Annotated in this window: 19 protein-coding genes; 13 read left to right on the top strand and 6 right to left on the bottom strand. The window is 61.5% G+C overall.

Annotated elements, in window-relative coordinates:
* Positions 1-108: 108 nt before the first annotated feature.
* A complete protein-coding gene (locus tag K3180_RS09730; protein WP_160727370.1) occupies positions 109-765 on the top strand; it encodes an alpha/beta hydrolase in 657 nt (218 codons plus the stop codon).
* Between the two features lie 161 nt (positions 766-926).
* A complete protein-coding gene (locus tag K3180_RS09735; RefSeq protein WP_221540374.1) occupies positions 927-1,604 on the top strand; it encodes an energy transducer TonB in 678 nt (225 codons plus the stop codon).
* A 19-nt stretch (positions 1,605-1,623) separates the two neighbouring features.
* On the opposite strand, the gene K3180_RS09740 is transcribed toward K3180_RS09735, so the two are convergent.
* Positions 1,624-1,833 carry a hypothetical protein gene (locus K3180_RS09740; protein WP_221540376.1) on the bottom strand — a complete coding sequence of 70 codons (210 nt, stop codon included), beginning with the start codon at positions 1,831-1,833 and terminating at the stop codon, positions 1,624-1,626.
* Between the two features lie 120 nt (positions 1,834-1,953).
* Between K3180_RS09740 and K3180_RS09745 the strand changes: the two genes are divergently transcribed.
* From K3180_RS09745 to K3180_RS09755, 4 genes are all read left to right on the top strand, one after another.
* Positions 1,954-2,325, top strand: coding sequence for a DUF3597 domain-containing protein (locus K3180_RS09745; protein WP_221540377.1), 372 nt, complete (start codon positions 1,954-1,956; stop codon positions 2,323-2,325).
* A gap of 36 nt (positions 2,326-2,361) precedes the next feature.
* Entirely contained in the window at positions 2,362-4,200 is a 1,839-nt protein-coding gene (locus K3180_RS09750; RefSeq protein WP_221540380.1) for a DUF885 domain-containing protein, read from the top strand.
* A gap of 69 nt (positions 4,201-4,269) precedes the next feature.
* Positions 4,270-4,677, top strand: a complete 408-nt coding sequence (locus tag K3180_RS12935; protein ID WP_247710461.1) for a hypothetical protein — start codon at positions 4,270-4,272, stop codon at positions 4,675-4,677.
* Between the two features lie 32 nt (positions 4,678-4,709).
* Positions 4,710-5,837: a tetratricopeptide repeat protein gene (locus tag K3180_RS09755; protein ID WP_247710462.1), complete on the top strand. Its 1,128-nt coding sequence runs from the start codon at positions 4,710-4,712 to the stop codon at positions 5,835-5,837.
* A gap of 6 nt (positions 5,838-5,843) precedes the next feature.
* On the opposite strand, the gene K3180_RS09760 is transcribed toward K3180_RS09755, so the two are convergent.
* From K3180_RS09760 to K3180_RS09775, 4 genes are all read right to left on the bottom strand, one after another.
* Positions 5,844-6,674, bottom strand: coding sequence for a glutaminyl-peptide cyclotransferase (locus K3180_RS09760; protein ID WP_247710463.1), 831 nt, complete (start codon positions 6,672-6,674; stop codon positions 5,844-5,846).
* 58 nt (positions 6,675-6,732) lie between these two features.
* Positions 6,733-7,254 carry a DUF937 domain-containing protein gene (locus tag K3180_RS09765; RefSeq protein WP_221540381.1) on the bottom strand — a complete coding sequence of 174 codons (522 nt, stop codon included), beginning with the start codon at positions 7,252-7,254 and terminating at the stop codon, positions 6,733-6,735.
* 13 nt (positions 7,255-7,267) lie between these two features.
* Positions 7,268-7,588, bottom strand: a complete 321-nt coding sequence (locus K3180_RS09770) for a hypothetical protein (protein ID WP_221540383.1) — start codon at positions 7,586-7,588, stop codon at positions 7,268-7,270.
* A 136-nt stretch (positions 7,589-7,724) separates the two neighbouring features.
* Positions 7,725-9,314, bottom strand: coding sequence for a phosphoenolpyruvate carboxykinase (locus tag K3180_RS09775; RefSeq protein ID WP_221540414.1), 1,590 nt, complete (start codon positions 9,312-9,314; stop codon positions 7,725-7,727).
* A 183-nt stretch (positions 9,315-9,497) separates the two neighbouring features.
* On the opposite strand from K3180_RS09775, the gene K3180_RS09780 reads away from it, so the two are divergent.
* The 7 genes from K3180_RS09780 to K3180_RS09810 all read left to right on the top strand — a co-directional run bounded on the left by K3180_RS09780 (position 9,498) and on the right by K3180_RS09810 (position 14,752).
* Entirely contained in the window at positions 9,498-10,247 is a 750-nt protein-coding gene (locus K3180_RS09780; protein WP_221540385.1) for a response regulator transcription factor, read from the top strand.
* Positions 10,240-11,808 (top strand): sensor histidine kinase, encoded by a 1,569-nt coding sequence (locus tag K3180_RS09785; protein ID WP_221540386.1) that lies wholly within the window; start codon positions 10,240-10,242, stop codon positions 11,806-11,808. Before K3180_RS09780 ends, K3180_RS09785 begins: the two co-directional genes overlap by 8 nt.
* Positions 11,805-12,263, top strand: a complete 459-nt coding sequence (locus tag K3180_RS09790; protein WP_221540388.1) for an HPr kinase/phosphorylase — start codon at positions 11,805-11,807, stop codon at positions 12,261-12,263. The genes K3180_RS09785 and K3180_RS09790 overlap by 4 nt, the downstream gene beginning before the upstream one ends.
* A complete protein-coding gene (gene rapZ, locus K3180_RS09795) occupies positions 12,260-13,156 on the top strand; it encodes an RNase adapter RapZ (RefSeq protein ID WP_221540389.1) in 897 nt (298 codons plus the stop codon). Before K3180_RS09790 ends, rapZ begins: the two co-directional genes overlap by 4 nt.
* Positions 13,157-13,228: 72 nt before the next feature.
* Complete coding sequence (locus K3180_RS09800) at positions 13,229-13,654, top strand: PTS sugar transporter subunit IIA (RefSeq protein WP_221540417.1); 426 nt, start codon at positions 13,229-13,231, stop codon at positions 13,652-13,654.
* Complete coding sequence (locus K3180_RS09805) at positions 13,651-13,929, top strand: HPr family phosphocarrier protein (RefSeq protein ID WP_221540391.1); 279 nt, start codon at positions 13,651-13,653, stop codon at positions 13,927-13,929. The genes K3180_RS09800 and K3180_RS09805 overlap by 4 nt, the downstream gene beginning before the upstream one ends.
* Position 13,930: 1 nt before the next feature.
* A complete protein-coding gene (locus K3180_RS09810) occupies positions 13,931-14,752 on the top strand; it encodes a TrmH family RNA methyltransferase (protein WP_221540393.1) in 822 nt (273 codons plus the stop codon).
* A gap of 53 nt (positions 14,753-14,805) precedes the next feature.
* Here the strand turns inward: K3180_RS09810 and K3180_RS09815 are convergent, their stop codons facing one another.
* Positions 14,806-15,270: a hypothetical protein gene (locus tag K3180_RS09815; RefSeq protein WP_221540395.1), complete on the bottom strand. Its 465-nt coding sequence runs from the start codon at positions 15,268-15,270 to the stop codon at positions 14,806-14,808.
* Positions 15,271-15,754: the final 484 nt, after the last annotated feature.

A 15,754-nucleotide genomic window follows, 5' to 3' on the forward strand; every position in this document is an offset into this window, starting at 1 on the left:
TGCTCGAATTAATTGCGAAACGGAGACAAAACCCTATATAGCGCGCAACCTCGTGCAAGCCCCCTTGGGGGCCAGCACCCCGAAAATTTCTGCCAGGGTACCTCTCCCATGCCGACCGTGATCTTTCCCGGCCCCGAAGGCCGCCTCGAAGGCCGTTTCTCTCCCGGACCGCGTCCGCGCGCGCCCGTTGCGATGATCCTCCATCCGCATCCGCAAGGCGGCGGCACGATGAACGAGCAAATCACGCAGCGTCTGTACAAGACCTTCGTCAACCGCGGTTTCGCCACGCTGCGCTTCAATTTCCGCGGCGTAGGCCGCAGCCAGGGCAGCTTCGACAACGGTGTGGGCGAATTGTCCGATGCCGCCAGCGCGCTCGACTGGGTGCAGCAGGTTCATCCCGAAGCGCAGGTGACGTGGATCGCTGGCGTCAGCTTCGGTTCGCTGATTGGCATGCAACTGCTTATGCGCCGTCCGGAAATCCGCGGGTGGATCAGCATCGGCGCCCCGGCAAGCATGTATGACTTCTCCTTCCTCGCGCCCTGCCCGGCTTCGGGCATCTTCATCCACGGCGCGCAGGATACGGTGGTCCAGCCCAATGCGGTGACCAAGCTGGTCGAAAAGCTGCGCACGCAGAAGCACATCACTGTGCATCACGAGGAAATCCCCCGTGCCAACCACTTCTTCGAAAACGAGCAGGAAGAACTGATGAAGTCGGTCGACAATTATCTCGACTTCCGTCTCGATCCGGCGTGCCCGATCACCTGAGGCCATCGGGTAATTGCAAATGTTTTAAAGGGCCCGCATGTCGGGCCCTTTTTCTTGCCCAAAATGCACCCGCGACTTTGCAAAATCCGAAAAACCTTGCCTAAAATTTGTTATGTTGTAACATTTCTGATTATAAGAGTCGCAAGGAAGAGGAGCCGACCATGGCATTCGTAGATCAGAGACGAGGTCCATCCCCCGCAGGGCTCGCCAGCGCCGTCATCGTGCAGGCCGCGATAGGTGCAGCCGTCATTACCGGACTGTCTGTGGCAGGAGGCGTCGTTGAACCGCCAGAGATTTTGGACACTTGGGACGTAAGGCCCACCCCACCGCCCGAACCGGAGCCAATACCGGAGCCCCAGACACAGCAGCAACCCGAAGTGGCTTCACAACCTCCAATCACCCAGCCCACTCCGCCAATCGATTTCGAATTGCCCAAGGCAACGTACGAAACGACCGAGAAGATTGTCGAGCGTCCGATAATTGTCGACACGCCGCGCGTAGACACGAAGCCACCCGCACCCCCTGCGCCGGTGCCTTCGTTCAGTCCGATCTCCGCCAAGCCCCGCAACGATCCGGGTGCATGGCTGTCCGATCGCGATTACAAATCGGCCTGGGCCCGTCGCGAACTGACCGGCGTGGCAAGTTTCCGGCTCGACATCTCGCAGACCGGGAAAGTGACAGGCTGCCGGATCACCGGATCGACCGGGCATTCCGAACTTGATCAAGCGACCTGTAGCCTGGTTCAACGCCGGGCCCGGTTCGAGCCGGCCCGCGGCAGCAATGGCGAGCCTGTTGCGGGAAGCTACAGTTCTTCCGTGCGCTGGCAGTTGCCCGAATAGCCCTTGCCTTAAATACCCGTCACGGCGAGCTCCGTTCGACTTTCTCGAGCGGGGCTTCGCCGTCTGCGGCAGGCACGGTCCAGATAGCCACGTTGACCAGCGCCACCAGCGCCAGGATCACCATGAGCATCGCATTCTTCATATTCCCCGTGCGCCGCCACAGCAGGAAGGCGCCGAAGAACAGCGCGATGGCGGCAAGGACGACGATGGAGAGGACGACATCGAGCATGACCGCCTCCCTAGCCGCGCATGGGCGATTCGGGAAATGCCCGGGAACCTGCGACTGGACCTTCCGTTTATTGCCCCATAGGCTGGCATTCTGGCGCAGTACCATTCGGGAGTACGATACATGGGCATTTTCAGCAGCATCAAGAACGCGATTTTCGGTAAGGACGATGAAGTCAAGGAAGCACCGAAAACCCCCAGCCCCGATCAGGCGCGGGTCGATGCTCCTCAACAGAAACCGAAGCCCGTTATCGATGTTGCGAACCACCTCGATGCCATGCCCGGCGCGGATCGTCTCAACTGGCGCACATCGATCGTCGACCTGATGAAGCTGATCGGAGTCGATTCCAGCTACGAGAACCGCAAAGCGTTGGCACAGGAGCTGGGCCGGGCAGATTATTCCGGCAGCGCCGAGGACAATGTCTGGCTGCACAAGCGCACCATGCGCGAATTGTCGGCCAATGGCGGCAAGGTTCCGGCCGAGTTTCTCGATTGATTTGACAGGTTTAAGCGGGTCGCCCAAACATCCCGCATGAACAGATACAGCTTCGAAGCCAGCCGCCGCCAGGTTCTCGCCGGACTTGGTGCGACCACCGCTCTCACCCTCTCGGGCTGCGCCACCATGCCTCGCAGCGCCGGGACACAAAGCGCGGAAGCGCTGCTGGAAGATGTCGCCTACAACCTTCTCGAGCATGAGCCGGAACGCGCAACCGGTCTGGGCGTGGATACCGGACAATACGCTTACCTGCGCAGCCGGCTCGAAGACCAGTCGCCCGCCGGCCAGCAAGCCTATGCGGACACGCTCCGCAGCGATCTCGCGCGCCTGCGCGCCTTCCCTCGCGACGGTCTGGACAGCGAAAACCTGACCAATATCGAAGTGGTCGAAAGCGCCTACCAGCTCGCACTGGACGGCTTTGCCCTGCCCTATGGCGATACCCCTGTCGGCAACTGGCGCACGGCGCCTTATGTGGTGATCCAGAACGTCGGCGAATACATTGGCCTGCCGCGCTTCATGCAGTCGACCCATATGGTCGAGAATGCTTCGGACGCCGATAGCTATATCGAAAGGCTCGAACAGGCCCCTGCGACATTCGACGGCGAACTTGCTCGCATCCGGGCAGCGCGTGGAATGGGGGTCGTGCCGCCCGACTTCCTGCTCGACAAGACGATCATGCAGATGGAGCAGACCATCGCCAGTGCCGGGAAGGGCGAACTCTTTGCCGCCGACCTGCGCGGCAAACTGGCTGAAGCAGGCCTGCCGGAAGCACACGCCGATCGTGCCCTGGCGCTCGAAACGGGGCCGATTGCCGAGGCGCTCTCGCGCCAGCTTGCCGAACTGAAAGCCGAACGTGCCGTCGCCACCGGTGATCCGGGCATTTCGGCACGCCCCAATGGAGAGGAATTCTACGCCTGGGCGCTGCGTAACAGCACCACGACCACGCTCTCGGCCGACGAAGTCCACCGGCAGGGGCTGGAAGAGCTCGAGGCGCTCCACGCCCGTATGGACCCGATCCTGCGCAAGATCGGCTACACCGACGGCAGCGTGGGCCAGCGCATGACGGCCCTGTCGGAAGACCCGCGCTACAAATTCGCCGAAGGCGATGCGGGCCGCGAACAGATCATGGAATTTATCGACGAACGTATCGAATGGATCCGCGCGCAGATGCCGCGCGCCTTCAATACGCTGGTCGATCCCAATCTCGAAGTCGTCCGCATACCGCCCGCCGAGGAAGCCGGGGCTCCGGGCGCCTATGGCGGGGCCGGCAGCAAGGATGGCACGATCCCAGGTCGCTTCTGGATCAATTTGCGCAGCACCGACCTGCATCGGAAATACGATCTCGCCGATCTCACCTATCACGAGACCATTCCGGGCCATGTCTGGGAGGGCGAATATTCGAACCGCCTGCCGCTCATCCGCTCGATCCTGGCCTTCAACCCGTTCAGCGAAGGCTGGGCGCTATATGGTGAGCAGATCGCCGACGAGCTGGGAGCATACGACGGCTTCGAGGTCGGCCAGCTGGGCTACCTGCAGAGCCTCGCCTTCCGTGCCTGCCGCATGGTGGTGGACACCGGTCTTCACTCCAAGGGCTGGAGCCGCGAACAAGGCCGCCAGTTCTTCATCGAGCGCAACGGGTCCAAGCCCGAGGAAGTCCAGAGCGAGGTCGACCGCTATTGCAGCTGGCCAGGTCAGGCGACCGGTTACAAGCTCGGCCACAGCCGCATCGTTTCCCAACGTGAACGCGCCCAGCGCGAGCTGGGATCCGCCTATGATTTCAAGGCATTCAACGATGCGGTGGTCCTCGGCGGCAATGCCCCGATGAACGTGATGGAACGCAATGTGGGCAGGTATATCGACAATACCCGAAGTTAACCCGTTTCCCCCTTCCAGTATTCGCCTTGCTTGCTAAGGTAACGCGGATACTGGAAGGGGGGGTAAGACATGAAATTGCGGGTCGCTTTGCTGGCTATGATTGCCGCCGCTGCTTCGCCTGCGCAGGCGAAATGGTATGAGGCGAGCAGCGAGCACTTCGTTATTTATGCCGACGACAGCGAAAGAGACATTCGCGAGTTCGCAGAGAATCTGGAAAAATATCATTCTGCCATGGTACTGGTGAGCGGCCGCTCCGTAGAGGCCCCCAGTCCCTCCAACCGCGTCACGATCTTCGTGGTCGGAAGCCAGCGGGACATTCGCAAGCTCTCCGGATCGGACAGCAAATCGATCGCTGGATTTTATGTCCCGAGAGCAGGCGCCTCTCGCGCCTTCGTGCAGGATATTCGCAACCGGAGTAACGTTATCCGGACTTCTCGACAGTCATCCTGCTCCACGAATACGCACACCACTTCCTGATTGGCAGTTCGCGATACGCGATGCCCCGATGGATGAGCGAAGGGGCGGCGGAATTCTTCGCGTCGGCCGGATTCAACAAGGACGGCAGCGTCCAGATCGGCCGTCCAGCAATGCACCGTGCAGGGGAATTGCACTATGCGGACGAGGTCTCGGTGCATGAATTGCTCGATGCAGAATTATACGAGCAGCGTCGGAGGAAGGGATACGATGCCTTCTACGGCATGAGTTGGGCTTTATATCATTATCTGATCTTCGGCGAAGAACGCAAAGGTCAGTTGGACGAGTATGCGGGCCTCGTGATGCAGGGGAAAAACTCGCTTGAAGCCGCCAAGGAGGCTTTCGGCGATATCGATGTGCTCGACAAGGAAGTCGAACGTTATCTCAAGCAACGAAAGATGTTCAACATCAAGCTTCCGCCTGAAAGAATATCATATGGGCCAATATCGTTGCGTGAACTTCCGGAAGGCGAGGCGGAAATGATGGACGTCCGCATCGTTTCACAACGCGGCGTTACCCGGGAACAGGCGTTGGAACTCGTTGTTGAAGCGCGTGAAATTGCAGCGCGATTCCCGAACGATCCTGGCGTACTGACCGCGCTCGCCGAGGCGGAATACGATGCGGGGAACGACGATGCGGCCATAACGGCGGCCGACCGTGCGATCGCCATCGATCCGATGCGCCCCAATGCCTATGTCCAGAAAGGCTATGCGCTGTTCCGAAAGGCCGAAAATGCAGACGATCCCGAAACTGCATATAGCGAGGCAATGAAAGCGTTCAGTGCGCTCAACAAAATCGAGAACGATCATCCCGTACCGCTGATCTACTACTACCGCAGCTTTGTCGAGCGTGGCCTCCCTCCCAATGAAAATGCGCGACATGCACTCGAATGGGCCTCACGGCTTGCACCCTTCGATCAAGGCCTTGCGATGAACGCAGCCCTGATGCTCGCCGAGGAAGGAAAGATTGGACTTGCCAAGTTCACGCTGGAACCGCTTGCGACCAATCCTCACGGCGGTTCGCTTTCCGAGCAGGCGCAAGACTATCTCGACATGCTGGAGCTGGCGGAGGAAGGCACGAGTTGGCACCCCGGTGCGACCATCTTGACCAAGGCTGTGGTAGATGCGGAGAAGCCTGGTGAATCAGGCAATGCCGAGGACTGAGATGCCCTAACGGACCCTTGCGTCGGTCTCGATCAGTCTGATCTCGAATAGGCTGGGCCAGAGCTTGCCGGTAACGAACAGGCGACGCTTGTCGGCATCCCACGCAATGCCGTTGAGCACCGCGTCCGTGCCGGAAACTGGCACGGAGCCTACAATGTCCTGCAGATCGACGATCTTCTTCACCACCCCGTCTTCCGGGTTTATCGCCACAATGAAGGGCGACATCCAGATGTTGGCGTAAATCAGCCCGTCGATCATCTCGAGTTCGTTCAGGCGTCGCAAGGGCCGTCCGTTGAGCGTCACGTCGACCGAGCGGCGCACTTCATAGGTCTCGGGGTCCAGCACGCGCAAAGTGGCGCTCCCGTCGGAATGAATCAGGCCTTCCTCGGAGGATGTGAGCCCCCATCCTTCGAGCGGAAAGCCTTCATGGGAAGCGACGGGCTCGAGCGTATCGGCATCCCAGCGATGGATCGCTCCGTTGCGCCAGGTCAGGGTCACGAACTCGTCCTCCCACAGGGCGATGCCCTCGCCGAACTGGTCGGCAGGGATGGCGCGTTCCTGCTTCGCCTCGCCCGTTTCGAGATCGACCTCGCGCACAACCGACTGCCCCTCCTGGCCGGTGCTTTCGAACAAAGATCCGTCGTGCCACAATAGCCCCTGCGTAAAGGCGCTATCATCGTGTGGGTATTCGGCCACGATCCGCGCGGCAAATACCACCGGCCCTGTATAGGCGGGTATTTCTTCAACTTGGCCCGCAGAGTCGGTGTCCTGGGCTGCTGCAGGCGCGCAAGGCACCATCAGCAGCCACAGGACAGAGAAGACAGCTCGACCGAACATATGCTGCGGTCCTTGCAATCTTTCGCTTAGCGCAGGATTAAGCGGACAGGCTTTTCGGTCAGCGACCCGCGAGCCCGCCGACAATCGAGCCGAGGATTCCGCCAAGGCCACCCTGCTGCGAGCCGGAGCCACCACCCGCCTGCTTGGCCATATAGCCGGCCACCGCCATCGCCAGGATCGGCAGCATCTTCTTGAGCAGCGCCTCGTCGATGCCCGTAACCGCCGAAACCTCGCTGGCCACGCCGCGGCTGACGTCCTTGCTGCCGAAAATCTGGCCCAGAATGTCGTTACCCGGCTGGGTCGGGGTCGGATCCTGCTGCAGCACCTTGTCGAGCAGGATACCGCCGAGCCCCCCCAGCCCGCCGGTCACCCCGCCGCCAGCACCGCCGGCCAGACTGCCGAGAATATCGCCGAGGCCACCACCCGCGGGTGCGGCCTGCGTGGTGGTTCGCCCGAAGCCGGCGACGATCGCAGGTAAAAGCGCTCCGGTTGCCGTTTTTGCAGTGGCCGGATCGATATTGAGTTCGCGTGCCATGGAATCGACCACGCCGCTCTGCTGGAGTACCTGGCTGAGGTTCATTTCAAGGCTTCCTTCAGTTCTTTCCGAAGAACTTGCCGGCGATGCCCGCAATGTCGTCGAATGGATTGCCATCGTGATCGGCATCGAGAATCTGGGTAAAGCGTGCCAGCGAGCCTTCGCCTCCGACCTGCCCCACGATCTGGTTCAGCAAGCCGGTATCGAGCCCGGTCTTGCCAGCCGCCAGCTCGACCGTATCGCCATCTTCATGATGCGCCTCGCCCAGTGCAGCGATGGCCTTTTCCGCCGTTGCAGCGTCGATACCCAACTTTTCCGCCATGTTCTTGACCGTGGGATGATCGTGCGCGGCGCCCAGCAATTGGTCGAAAAGGCTCATGGTCATTCTCCTGATTATCGCAACCCACGCCCCTTCTGACCCATCGCCGCTCCAAATTAAAGCCCCCGGTCCGCACTCGTGAGCGCGGCCGGGGGTCTCCTCTCCAACTCTATGCCCGAATGGTCAGGCTATATCGTCAAGCGGCTTCGGGAGCCGCATCCCGCACGCCCTGGTCGACATGCGCAGCGAAGGGTTCGAAATTGTCGACGAACAGCTGCACCAGCTTGTGTGCGGTGCGGTCGTATTCGTCCTTGTCCGCCCAGGTCGCGCGCGGATCGAGAATCTCGCTGTCCACGCCGGGAACGCTGATTGGAACTTCGAAGCCGAAGTTCGGGTCCTTGCGGAAGTCGGCGTCGTTCAGGCTACCGTCGAGCGCAGCATTGAGCAGGGCGCGGGTGGCCTTGATCGGCATACGCTGGCCAACGCCATACTTGCCGCCAGTCCATCCGGTATTGACCAGCCAGCACTGCACGCCGCCTTCGGCAATGCGCTTCTTGAGCAGGTTGCCATAAACGCTCGGGTGGCGCGGCATGAAAGGTGCGCCGAAGCAGGTGCTGAAGGTCGCTTCGGGCTCGGTCACGCCGATTTCTGTACCGGCGACCTTGGCGGTGTAGCCGGAAAGGAAGTGGTACATGGCCTGGTCGGGCGTAAGGCGTGCAATCGGGGGCAGCACACCGAAGGCATCGGCGGTCAGCATGATCACATTGCTGGGCGGCGGGCCCATGTTCTCTTCCGATGTGTTCGGTATCGAGGACAGCGGATAGGCGCCGCGCGTATTCTCGGCCAGACTGTTGTCGTCGAGGTCGATCTCGCCATTCTCGTCCATCACCACGTTTTCCAGCACGGTATTTTCCATGCGCGTGGTGGCGTAGATTTCCGGCTCGGCCTCGGGGTTGAGGCGGATCATCTTGGCATAGCAGCCGCCTTCGAAATTGAAGACCGCCGTGTCCGACCAGCCGTGTTCATCATCGCCGATCAGCGTGCGACTGGCATCGGCGGAAAGCGTGGTCTTGCCAGTGCCGGACAGGCCGAAGAACACTGCGCTCTTGCCGTCGGGGCCGATATTGGCCGAACAGTGCATCGGCATCACGCCCTTGGGCGGAAGAAGGTAGTTGAGGATGCCGAAGACGCTCTTCTTCATTTCGCCGGCATATTTCGTGCCGCCGATGAGGATGAGTTTTTCCTCCAGGTTGACCGCGATCACGGTTTCGCTGCGGCAGCCGTGACGCTCGGGATCGGCCTTGAAGCTTGGCAGGTCGATAATGGTATATTCGGGCACAAAGCCTTCCAGTTCCGCCGCGGTCGGGCGCACCAGCAGCGTACGGATGAACTGGTTGTGCCATGCAAGCTCGTTGATGACGCGCACATTGACGCGATATTCGGGCTGCGAGCCGCCGAAAAGATCCGCCACGAACAGCTCCGCCTTTTCGGCGACCGCTTTCATGAAGTCTTCCTTCAGCGCGGCGAAATGATCCGGCGTCATGGAAGCATTGTTGTCCCACCATACCGTGTCTTCGGTTTCAGCGTTGCGGACGATGAACTTGTCCTTCGCGCTGCGGCCGGTGTGCTTGCCGGTCTCCACGACCAGCGGCCCGTGCTTGGCGCGGCGGCCTTCGCCCCGTTCGAGCGCGGCGGCAGTCAATTCTTCCGACGTCAAGTTGGGGTGGATGGTCGCGGCAGTCTCGATGCCCTGCGCGGCAAGCGAGTGGGAAAGCTCGGTAGTCACTGAAATCTCCAGCGCAAATGAAGCGGGTTCGGTCTCGGGAATCGCCGCGCATACGAATGCGCGCCCTTCGCCGTCGCCAATAGTCCCAGCTTGCAGCAAGGTCAAATGTACGGCGATGGAATCCACTTTCCATACGCCTGTTCGCGTTGTCTTGCCCGAAGAACTGCGTTAACCGCCTGGCTTATGGAAAGTGAAGCCGGACAGGGCGCTACGCCGCAGGAAGACGATCGCACGGTCATCGCACTGGTCGACGACGACCGCAATATCCTTACCACCGTATCGATTGCGCTGCAGGCGGAAGGCTACGCCACACGTGTCTATTCCGACGGTGAAGCCGCACTTTCCGCCCTGCTGGGCAATCCGCCCGATCTTGCCATCTTCGATATCAAGATGCCCAAGATGGACGGGATGGAACTGCTTCGCCGCCTTCGCGAACATTCGCCTCTCCCGGTCATCTTTTTGACCAGCAAGGATGACGAGCAGGACGAGGAAGCGGGCCTGCAGATGGGCGCGGACGACTACATCGCAAAGCCTTTCAGCCTGCGCCTGCTACTGGCCCGGATTCGCGCCATTCTGCGCCGGAGCGACGCGCGGCGACCTATGCCGATCGAACCGGGCGAGAAGCCCGCCGAGGTTATCGAGCGCGGCCGGCTCCGCATGGACCCGGCACGTCACCATGTGACCTGGGATGACAGGCCGGTCTCACTCACCGTGACCGAGTTCCTCCTGCTGGAAGCGCTGGCCCAGCATCCGGGCGTCATCAAGAGCCGTAACCAGTTGATGGACGCCGCCTATCCGGACGACGTCTTCGTCGACGACCGTACGGTGGACAGTCACATCAAGCGGATGCGCCGCAAGTTCCGGAGTGTCGATGGCGAGTTTTCCGCAATCGAAACGCTCTATGGCGCGGGTTACAGCTTCAGCGATGGCTAAAGCGAAGAGCGTCCTCCGGGGCGATCCGCGGCTTGAAAAGCTGCGCTGGTCAGGGCGGCTGTCGCTCACCAGCCGTATCCTCTTCGTCAACGTGCTACCGCTCGTGCTCTTGGGCGGCGGAGTTCTTTACCTCGACAGCTATCGCAAGCAATTGCTCGACGAACGGTTCAAGCTCGCGCTGGTCGAAGCGCAGATTACCGCTGAAGCCCTGGCAGGCGCCACGCCGCAGCGGCAGGAAGCCCTGCTGATCCAGATCGGCAAGGAGCAGCGGCTGCGAATTCGGGTCTATGGCCCCGCAGGTAATCTGGAATCCGACAGCTTCCAGCTCGCCCCTCCCAGTTTCGACCTGCCCGAGCCCTCCGAAGTCGACCAGACCGATTTTGCACTCCGGACCGATCGCTGGTTCGACCGCGTGGTTGGCGCGCCCGCACTGCCCGACTATCGCCAGCCTGAGATGGACAGTGTCGATGCCTGGCCCGAATTGGTGCGCGCACGCGAGGAAAGCCTCACCCAGATCGTGCTCCGCGACGCGCCCGACGGAACCCATGTCATCAATGCCGCTGCGCCGGTCGGTCTCGACGGCGATACGCTGCTGATCACGCGCAATCCGGTCGATATCACGCAATCGGTACGCGAGGCGCGCACGACTGTTGCAATGGTCGTGCTTCTGTTCCTGCTGGTTTCTACCCTGCTCAGCTTCTTCCTCGCGCAGACCATCGTGCGCCCGCTTCGCGAACTGGTTCAAGCGGCCGTGCGCGTGCGCCAGGGGCGCGACCGGCAGGTCGAGGTCCCCCGGCTGCCCGACCGGCGCGACGAGATCGGCATGCTGGCACGCGCAGTCTCCGATATGACCGCCGCCTTGCGCCACCGGATCGATGCGGTCGAAAGCTTCGCCGCGGATGTGGCACACGAAATCAAGAACCCCCTGGCATCGCTGCGCAGCGCGACCGAATCGCTGGCCAAAGTGGACGATCCCGAACTGCGCGCTCAACTGCTCGATATCGCCACGCACGATGTACGCCGAATCGACCGGCTGGTTACCGAAATTTCCGACGCCAGCCGCATCGACGCTGAAATGTCGCGGACCGAATTCGAACGGGTCGATATGGCTGAATTGCTGCAAAACACCGTCGCCAGCCGCGAGGAACGCGGGGAAAACGAAGGTCGCAAGATTACCATCACCACCAAGGGAGAGGCCCATGTCGTGTCCGGTGTCGGCATCCGCCTGGAGCGGATCATCGAGAACCTGCTCGACAATGCGGTGTCCTTTTCCCCGGCAGGTGGCACTATTGACGCGCAGCTCGTCCGGCGCGAAGGGCGATGCGTCCTGACGATTTGCGACGAAGGTCCGGGTATACCGGAGGAAAAGCGAGAGAAAGTGTTCCACCGTTTCCACTCCGACCGCCCCGAGGGGGAGGATTTCGGCAACCATTCCGGCCTCGGACTGGCAATCGGCCGTACAATCGCCGATGCGCATGAAGGCACGCTTCACGTCGAAGGTCGCCCCGACGGACGGAGCGGAGCCTGTTTCGTGCTCGATTTACCGGCGGCTCCTCGATGAAGACCAGGCTGCCCAATGTCACGGCGGTTGCCATCGACGGACGCGCGCTGCTGATCGCCGGTGAGTCCGGCGCGGGGAAATCCTCGCTGGCTCTCGCGCTTATCGACCGCGGCGCAACGCTGATCGGCGACGACGGTCTGATCATCGACGAGGTGGACGGCCATCCGCTGGCCTGCCCGCCCAAGACTACGCGCGGCCTGCTGGAGGTGCGTAATGTGGGCCTCGTCGAACTACCGACCTGCGAGGCTCCGATCTCGTTGGTACTCCAGCTGACCACCCTTGCGCCGCGCTATCCGATGGAACTCGCCAGGACGACGCTGGGCGGTGTCGGTGTACCCGTCCTCCTGTTCCGCCCCGGGGATGCAACGCAGGCGCTGCGCGCGGAATTCGCGCTCGGCAAACACGGTATGGCCGTCCCGCATGGCGAACACGGCGACCGAGAAGGGGCACAGTGACCGAATCGCCATCAATCCAGCGCATCCTGCTGGTCACCGGAATGGCGGGAGCAGGCAAGACCACCGCGCTGCATGCGCTGGAAGATCTCGGCTGGGAAGCGATCGACAATTTCCCGGTTCGCCTGCTCTCCAGTCTCGTCGATGCCGAAACGGAGCAGCAATCCCCCATTGCCATCGGATTCGATTCTCGTACCCGTGGTTTCGTACCGGCGGAAATCATCGACCAATGCCAGGCCCTTGGTGCCCGAAGCGACGTGGAACTCACCACTCTGTTTATCGACTGCTCCGACAAAGAGCTGGAACGTCGTTATAACGAAACCCGCCGTCCGCACCCAATGGCACGAGAGCGGACCGTGGCGGGAGGCATCAGGGCTGAACGCGAATTGCTGGAGCCGCTGCGCAACTGGGCAGAATTGCTGATCGATACCGGCGATTTTGCTCCCAATCAGTTGCAACAGGTGCTGCGGGAGCGGTTTTCGACGGGTGGAGCCGGGAACATGACGGTGACTGTTTCCAGCTTCGGCTTTGCCCGCGGAATGCCGCCGCTGGCAGACCTGTTGTTCGACATGAGGTTTCTCGACAACCCGCACTGGGTGCCCGAATTGCGAGAGCTTACCGGACTCGATCCTGCCGTCGCCGCTCACATCGAGAAGGATCCCGGTTTCGCCCCCGCCTTTTCACAGATTTCGCGGACCCTGCTCGATCTGCTGCCCCGCTACGCAGCGCAGGATCGCGGCTATCTCAACATTGCCTTCGGGTGTACCGGGGGGAGACACCGTTCGGTTTACAGTGCGGAACGGGCAGCCCAGGTCTTGCGCGGGGCTGGATTTTCGCCCACGGTCATACATCGGAACTTGAGAAACCGGCCCGCCGATCCGCTCGAGCGCAGCTGAGATTCGCAAACCAAGCGATGGTTGATTAAAGAGCCTGAAACCTTCGGAACGCGCAACGGACGCACTTCACGCATGATCGGAATGATCCTCGTCACCCATGGCAGACTGGCCGAACACTTCATCGACGCGATGGAGCATGTCGTCGGCAGCCAGGAAAGTGTGGCCACCATCTGCATCGGTCCCAATGACGATATGGAACAGCGGCGCAAGGATATCGCGGATGCGATCTCCACTGTCGACACGGGCGACGGTGCCATCATCCTCACCGACCTGTTCGGGGGCACGCCCTCGAACCTCGCGATTTCACTACTCGATGCCGGACGGATCGAAGTCATCGCCGGGATCAACCTGCCGATGCTCATCCGCCTGGCCGGAGCGCGCAAGAGCATGAACGTGGTCGATGCCGTCCATGCCGCGCAAACCGCAGGACGCAACTACATAACCGTCGCCAGCGAATTCCTGGGGCAGGACCTCGACAGCGCGCGGAAGGCAAGTTGAGCGAAGCGCGCAAACAGGTCGAAGTGGTCAACCAGCGCGGGCTGCACGCCCGGGCAAGCGCCAAATTCGTGGGCGCGGTTGCCGAACTCCCCAACGGATGCAAGGTACGGGTGGCCAAAGGCGGCAACGAGGCCGCGGGCGGCTCGATCCTCGGGCTGATGATGCTGGGCGCAGCGAAAGGCGACACGATCGAGATCATCGTCGAGGGCGAAAATGCCGATGCGGTGATGGCCGAACTGTCCGCCATGGTCGAGGGCGGCTTCGGGGAGCCCTGACATGGCTGCACATCGCCGGATCATCACCGGTTTTTCCAATCCATCGGTCAAGGCGCTGCGGGCGCTGCGCGAGAAGAAGCACCGCAAGCGTGAGGGCAAGTTTCTCGCCGAAGGGCTGCGACTGCTCACCGATGCGCGCGAATGCGGCCATGTGCCGGAGACACTGGTGCTCGCCGACCGTCGCGATCCGCATCCGTTGCTCACGGCGCTGGAAGCTTCGGTCGAGGCCAGCGGGGGCGAGGTGATCGAGACCTCGCCCGAGATCCTTTCCAAGATCACCGGCAAGGACAATCCGCAGGCTGTCGCAGGAGTATTCGCCGAATTCGATACCTCGCTCGGAAACCTGGACCGTTCGAGTGCCGACATCTGGCTGGTCGCGCAGGCACTGCGAGATCCCGGCAATCTCGGCACCATGCTGCGCACCGGCGATGCCATCGGTGCCGGCGGGCTGATCCTGATCGACGATTGTGCCGACCCCTTCAGTGTCGAGGCGGTGCGCGCCAGCATGGGCGCGGTCTTTACGCAGGGGATCGCCCAGGCGGAGTGGAGCGAATTCGAAGCCTGGTTGCGCGCAGGCGCCGAAGAGAATGGGGGCCAGCTCATCGCGGCGAGCCTGCGCGATGCACAGCCCTATCGCGGCGCGCCCTATACCGCCCCCTGCTTCGTCATGGTCGGCAATGAAAGCCGCGGCCTGCCCGAAGAGTATGAAATGGCATGCGATCTGCGCGTCACCATGCCGATGAAGGGCCGGGCCGACAGCCTGAACGCAGCGGTCGCGGCGGCGGTTCTGGGTTATGAAGTGCTGGCAGCGCTCGACGGGTAGCGGCTGTAACCATCGGTGGACCGCTGACCGGGGTGAAAATAAAAACTTTCCCCTCACCGCCTGAGGCCCTGCAATTCGGGCCAGGAGCCGATCCTTCCGTGCCGCCGCAAAAGCCGGAGAAGCGCGGAATCGTCGGGTTTGCGGCGGATCCCGGCCATCCTCCCGCGATAGATCACCGGCTGGACGAGCCCGGTTTCCATCCGCCGGAACAGCTCCGCATTCGTAACCTTCCGTCCGTCCGGTTTCGGCTTCGGACAATGACCCGTTCCCGGCGGCGACAGCACCCGGTCCCAGGCATACGCGAAGCCCTGCGCCCCGTCACGCTTGCGCAGGCGATAGGCGCTCATGCGCGACATACCCACGCCGCGCGCTGCAGCAGCTACCGATCCGGTGACATAGAGCCCCGCTAGAAACTCGCATTGCCGCTCAACGCTCCACCCATCGCTGCGCGTGCGCAGCGGCACGGGGTTGAAGAACGGCGGGCGGCGGCGGCGGCGATGGGCGGGCGGTTTCGGCATCTGCAATGGCGGAGCAGAAACGCATCGTGTAGGAAAATCGTTTGTCCGGTTTGGGGTGGAAACCGGACATCGGAATTGCTCGTTATGCGTGGAATCGAGGATCGCGAGAACTCGTCACCTTGAAGCTATCGAGAACGCATGATCTTTATAGCTAGCCGCCGAAGGGAGCGTAGGTGATTGGTGCGGAGGATATGCTCGGCCAGTCGTCGGTTTTTGTCTGTGCTAGGACTTCCTGGCGGAACTAAGGCCACTAGTCCCGGCCTACGTGGAACCATCTCAATCCCATGCCTGCGGATGAAAGGAATAAGACCTCGCCGTTTCAGGTGCTGCTCAGAATAAATTGGCGGGAAGAAGTCAGTCGACCGTTTCCTAATCTCACGCCAGTTTAAGCGGGAGCCGCGAGGGAAACCATACAAAGGTCTAGGCAAAATGTGATTTCCGGCAAGAAGTCATCAATAGTAGCTACTAAGATCCTCAAATATCC

This window comes from Qipengyuania huizhouensis (assembly GCF_019711635.1).
GTDB classification, from domain to species: domain Bacteria; phylum Pseudomonadota; class Alphaproteobacteria; order Sphingomonadales; family Sphingomonadaceae; genus Qipengyuania; species Qipengyuania huizhouensis.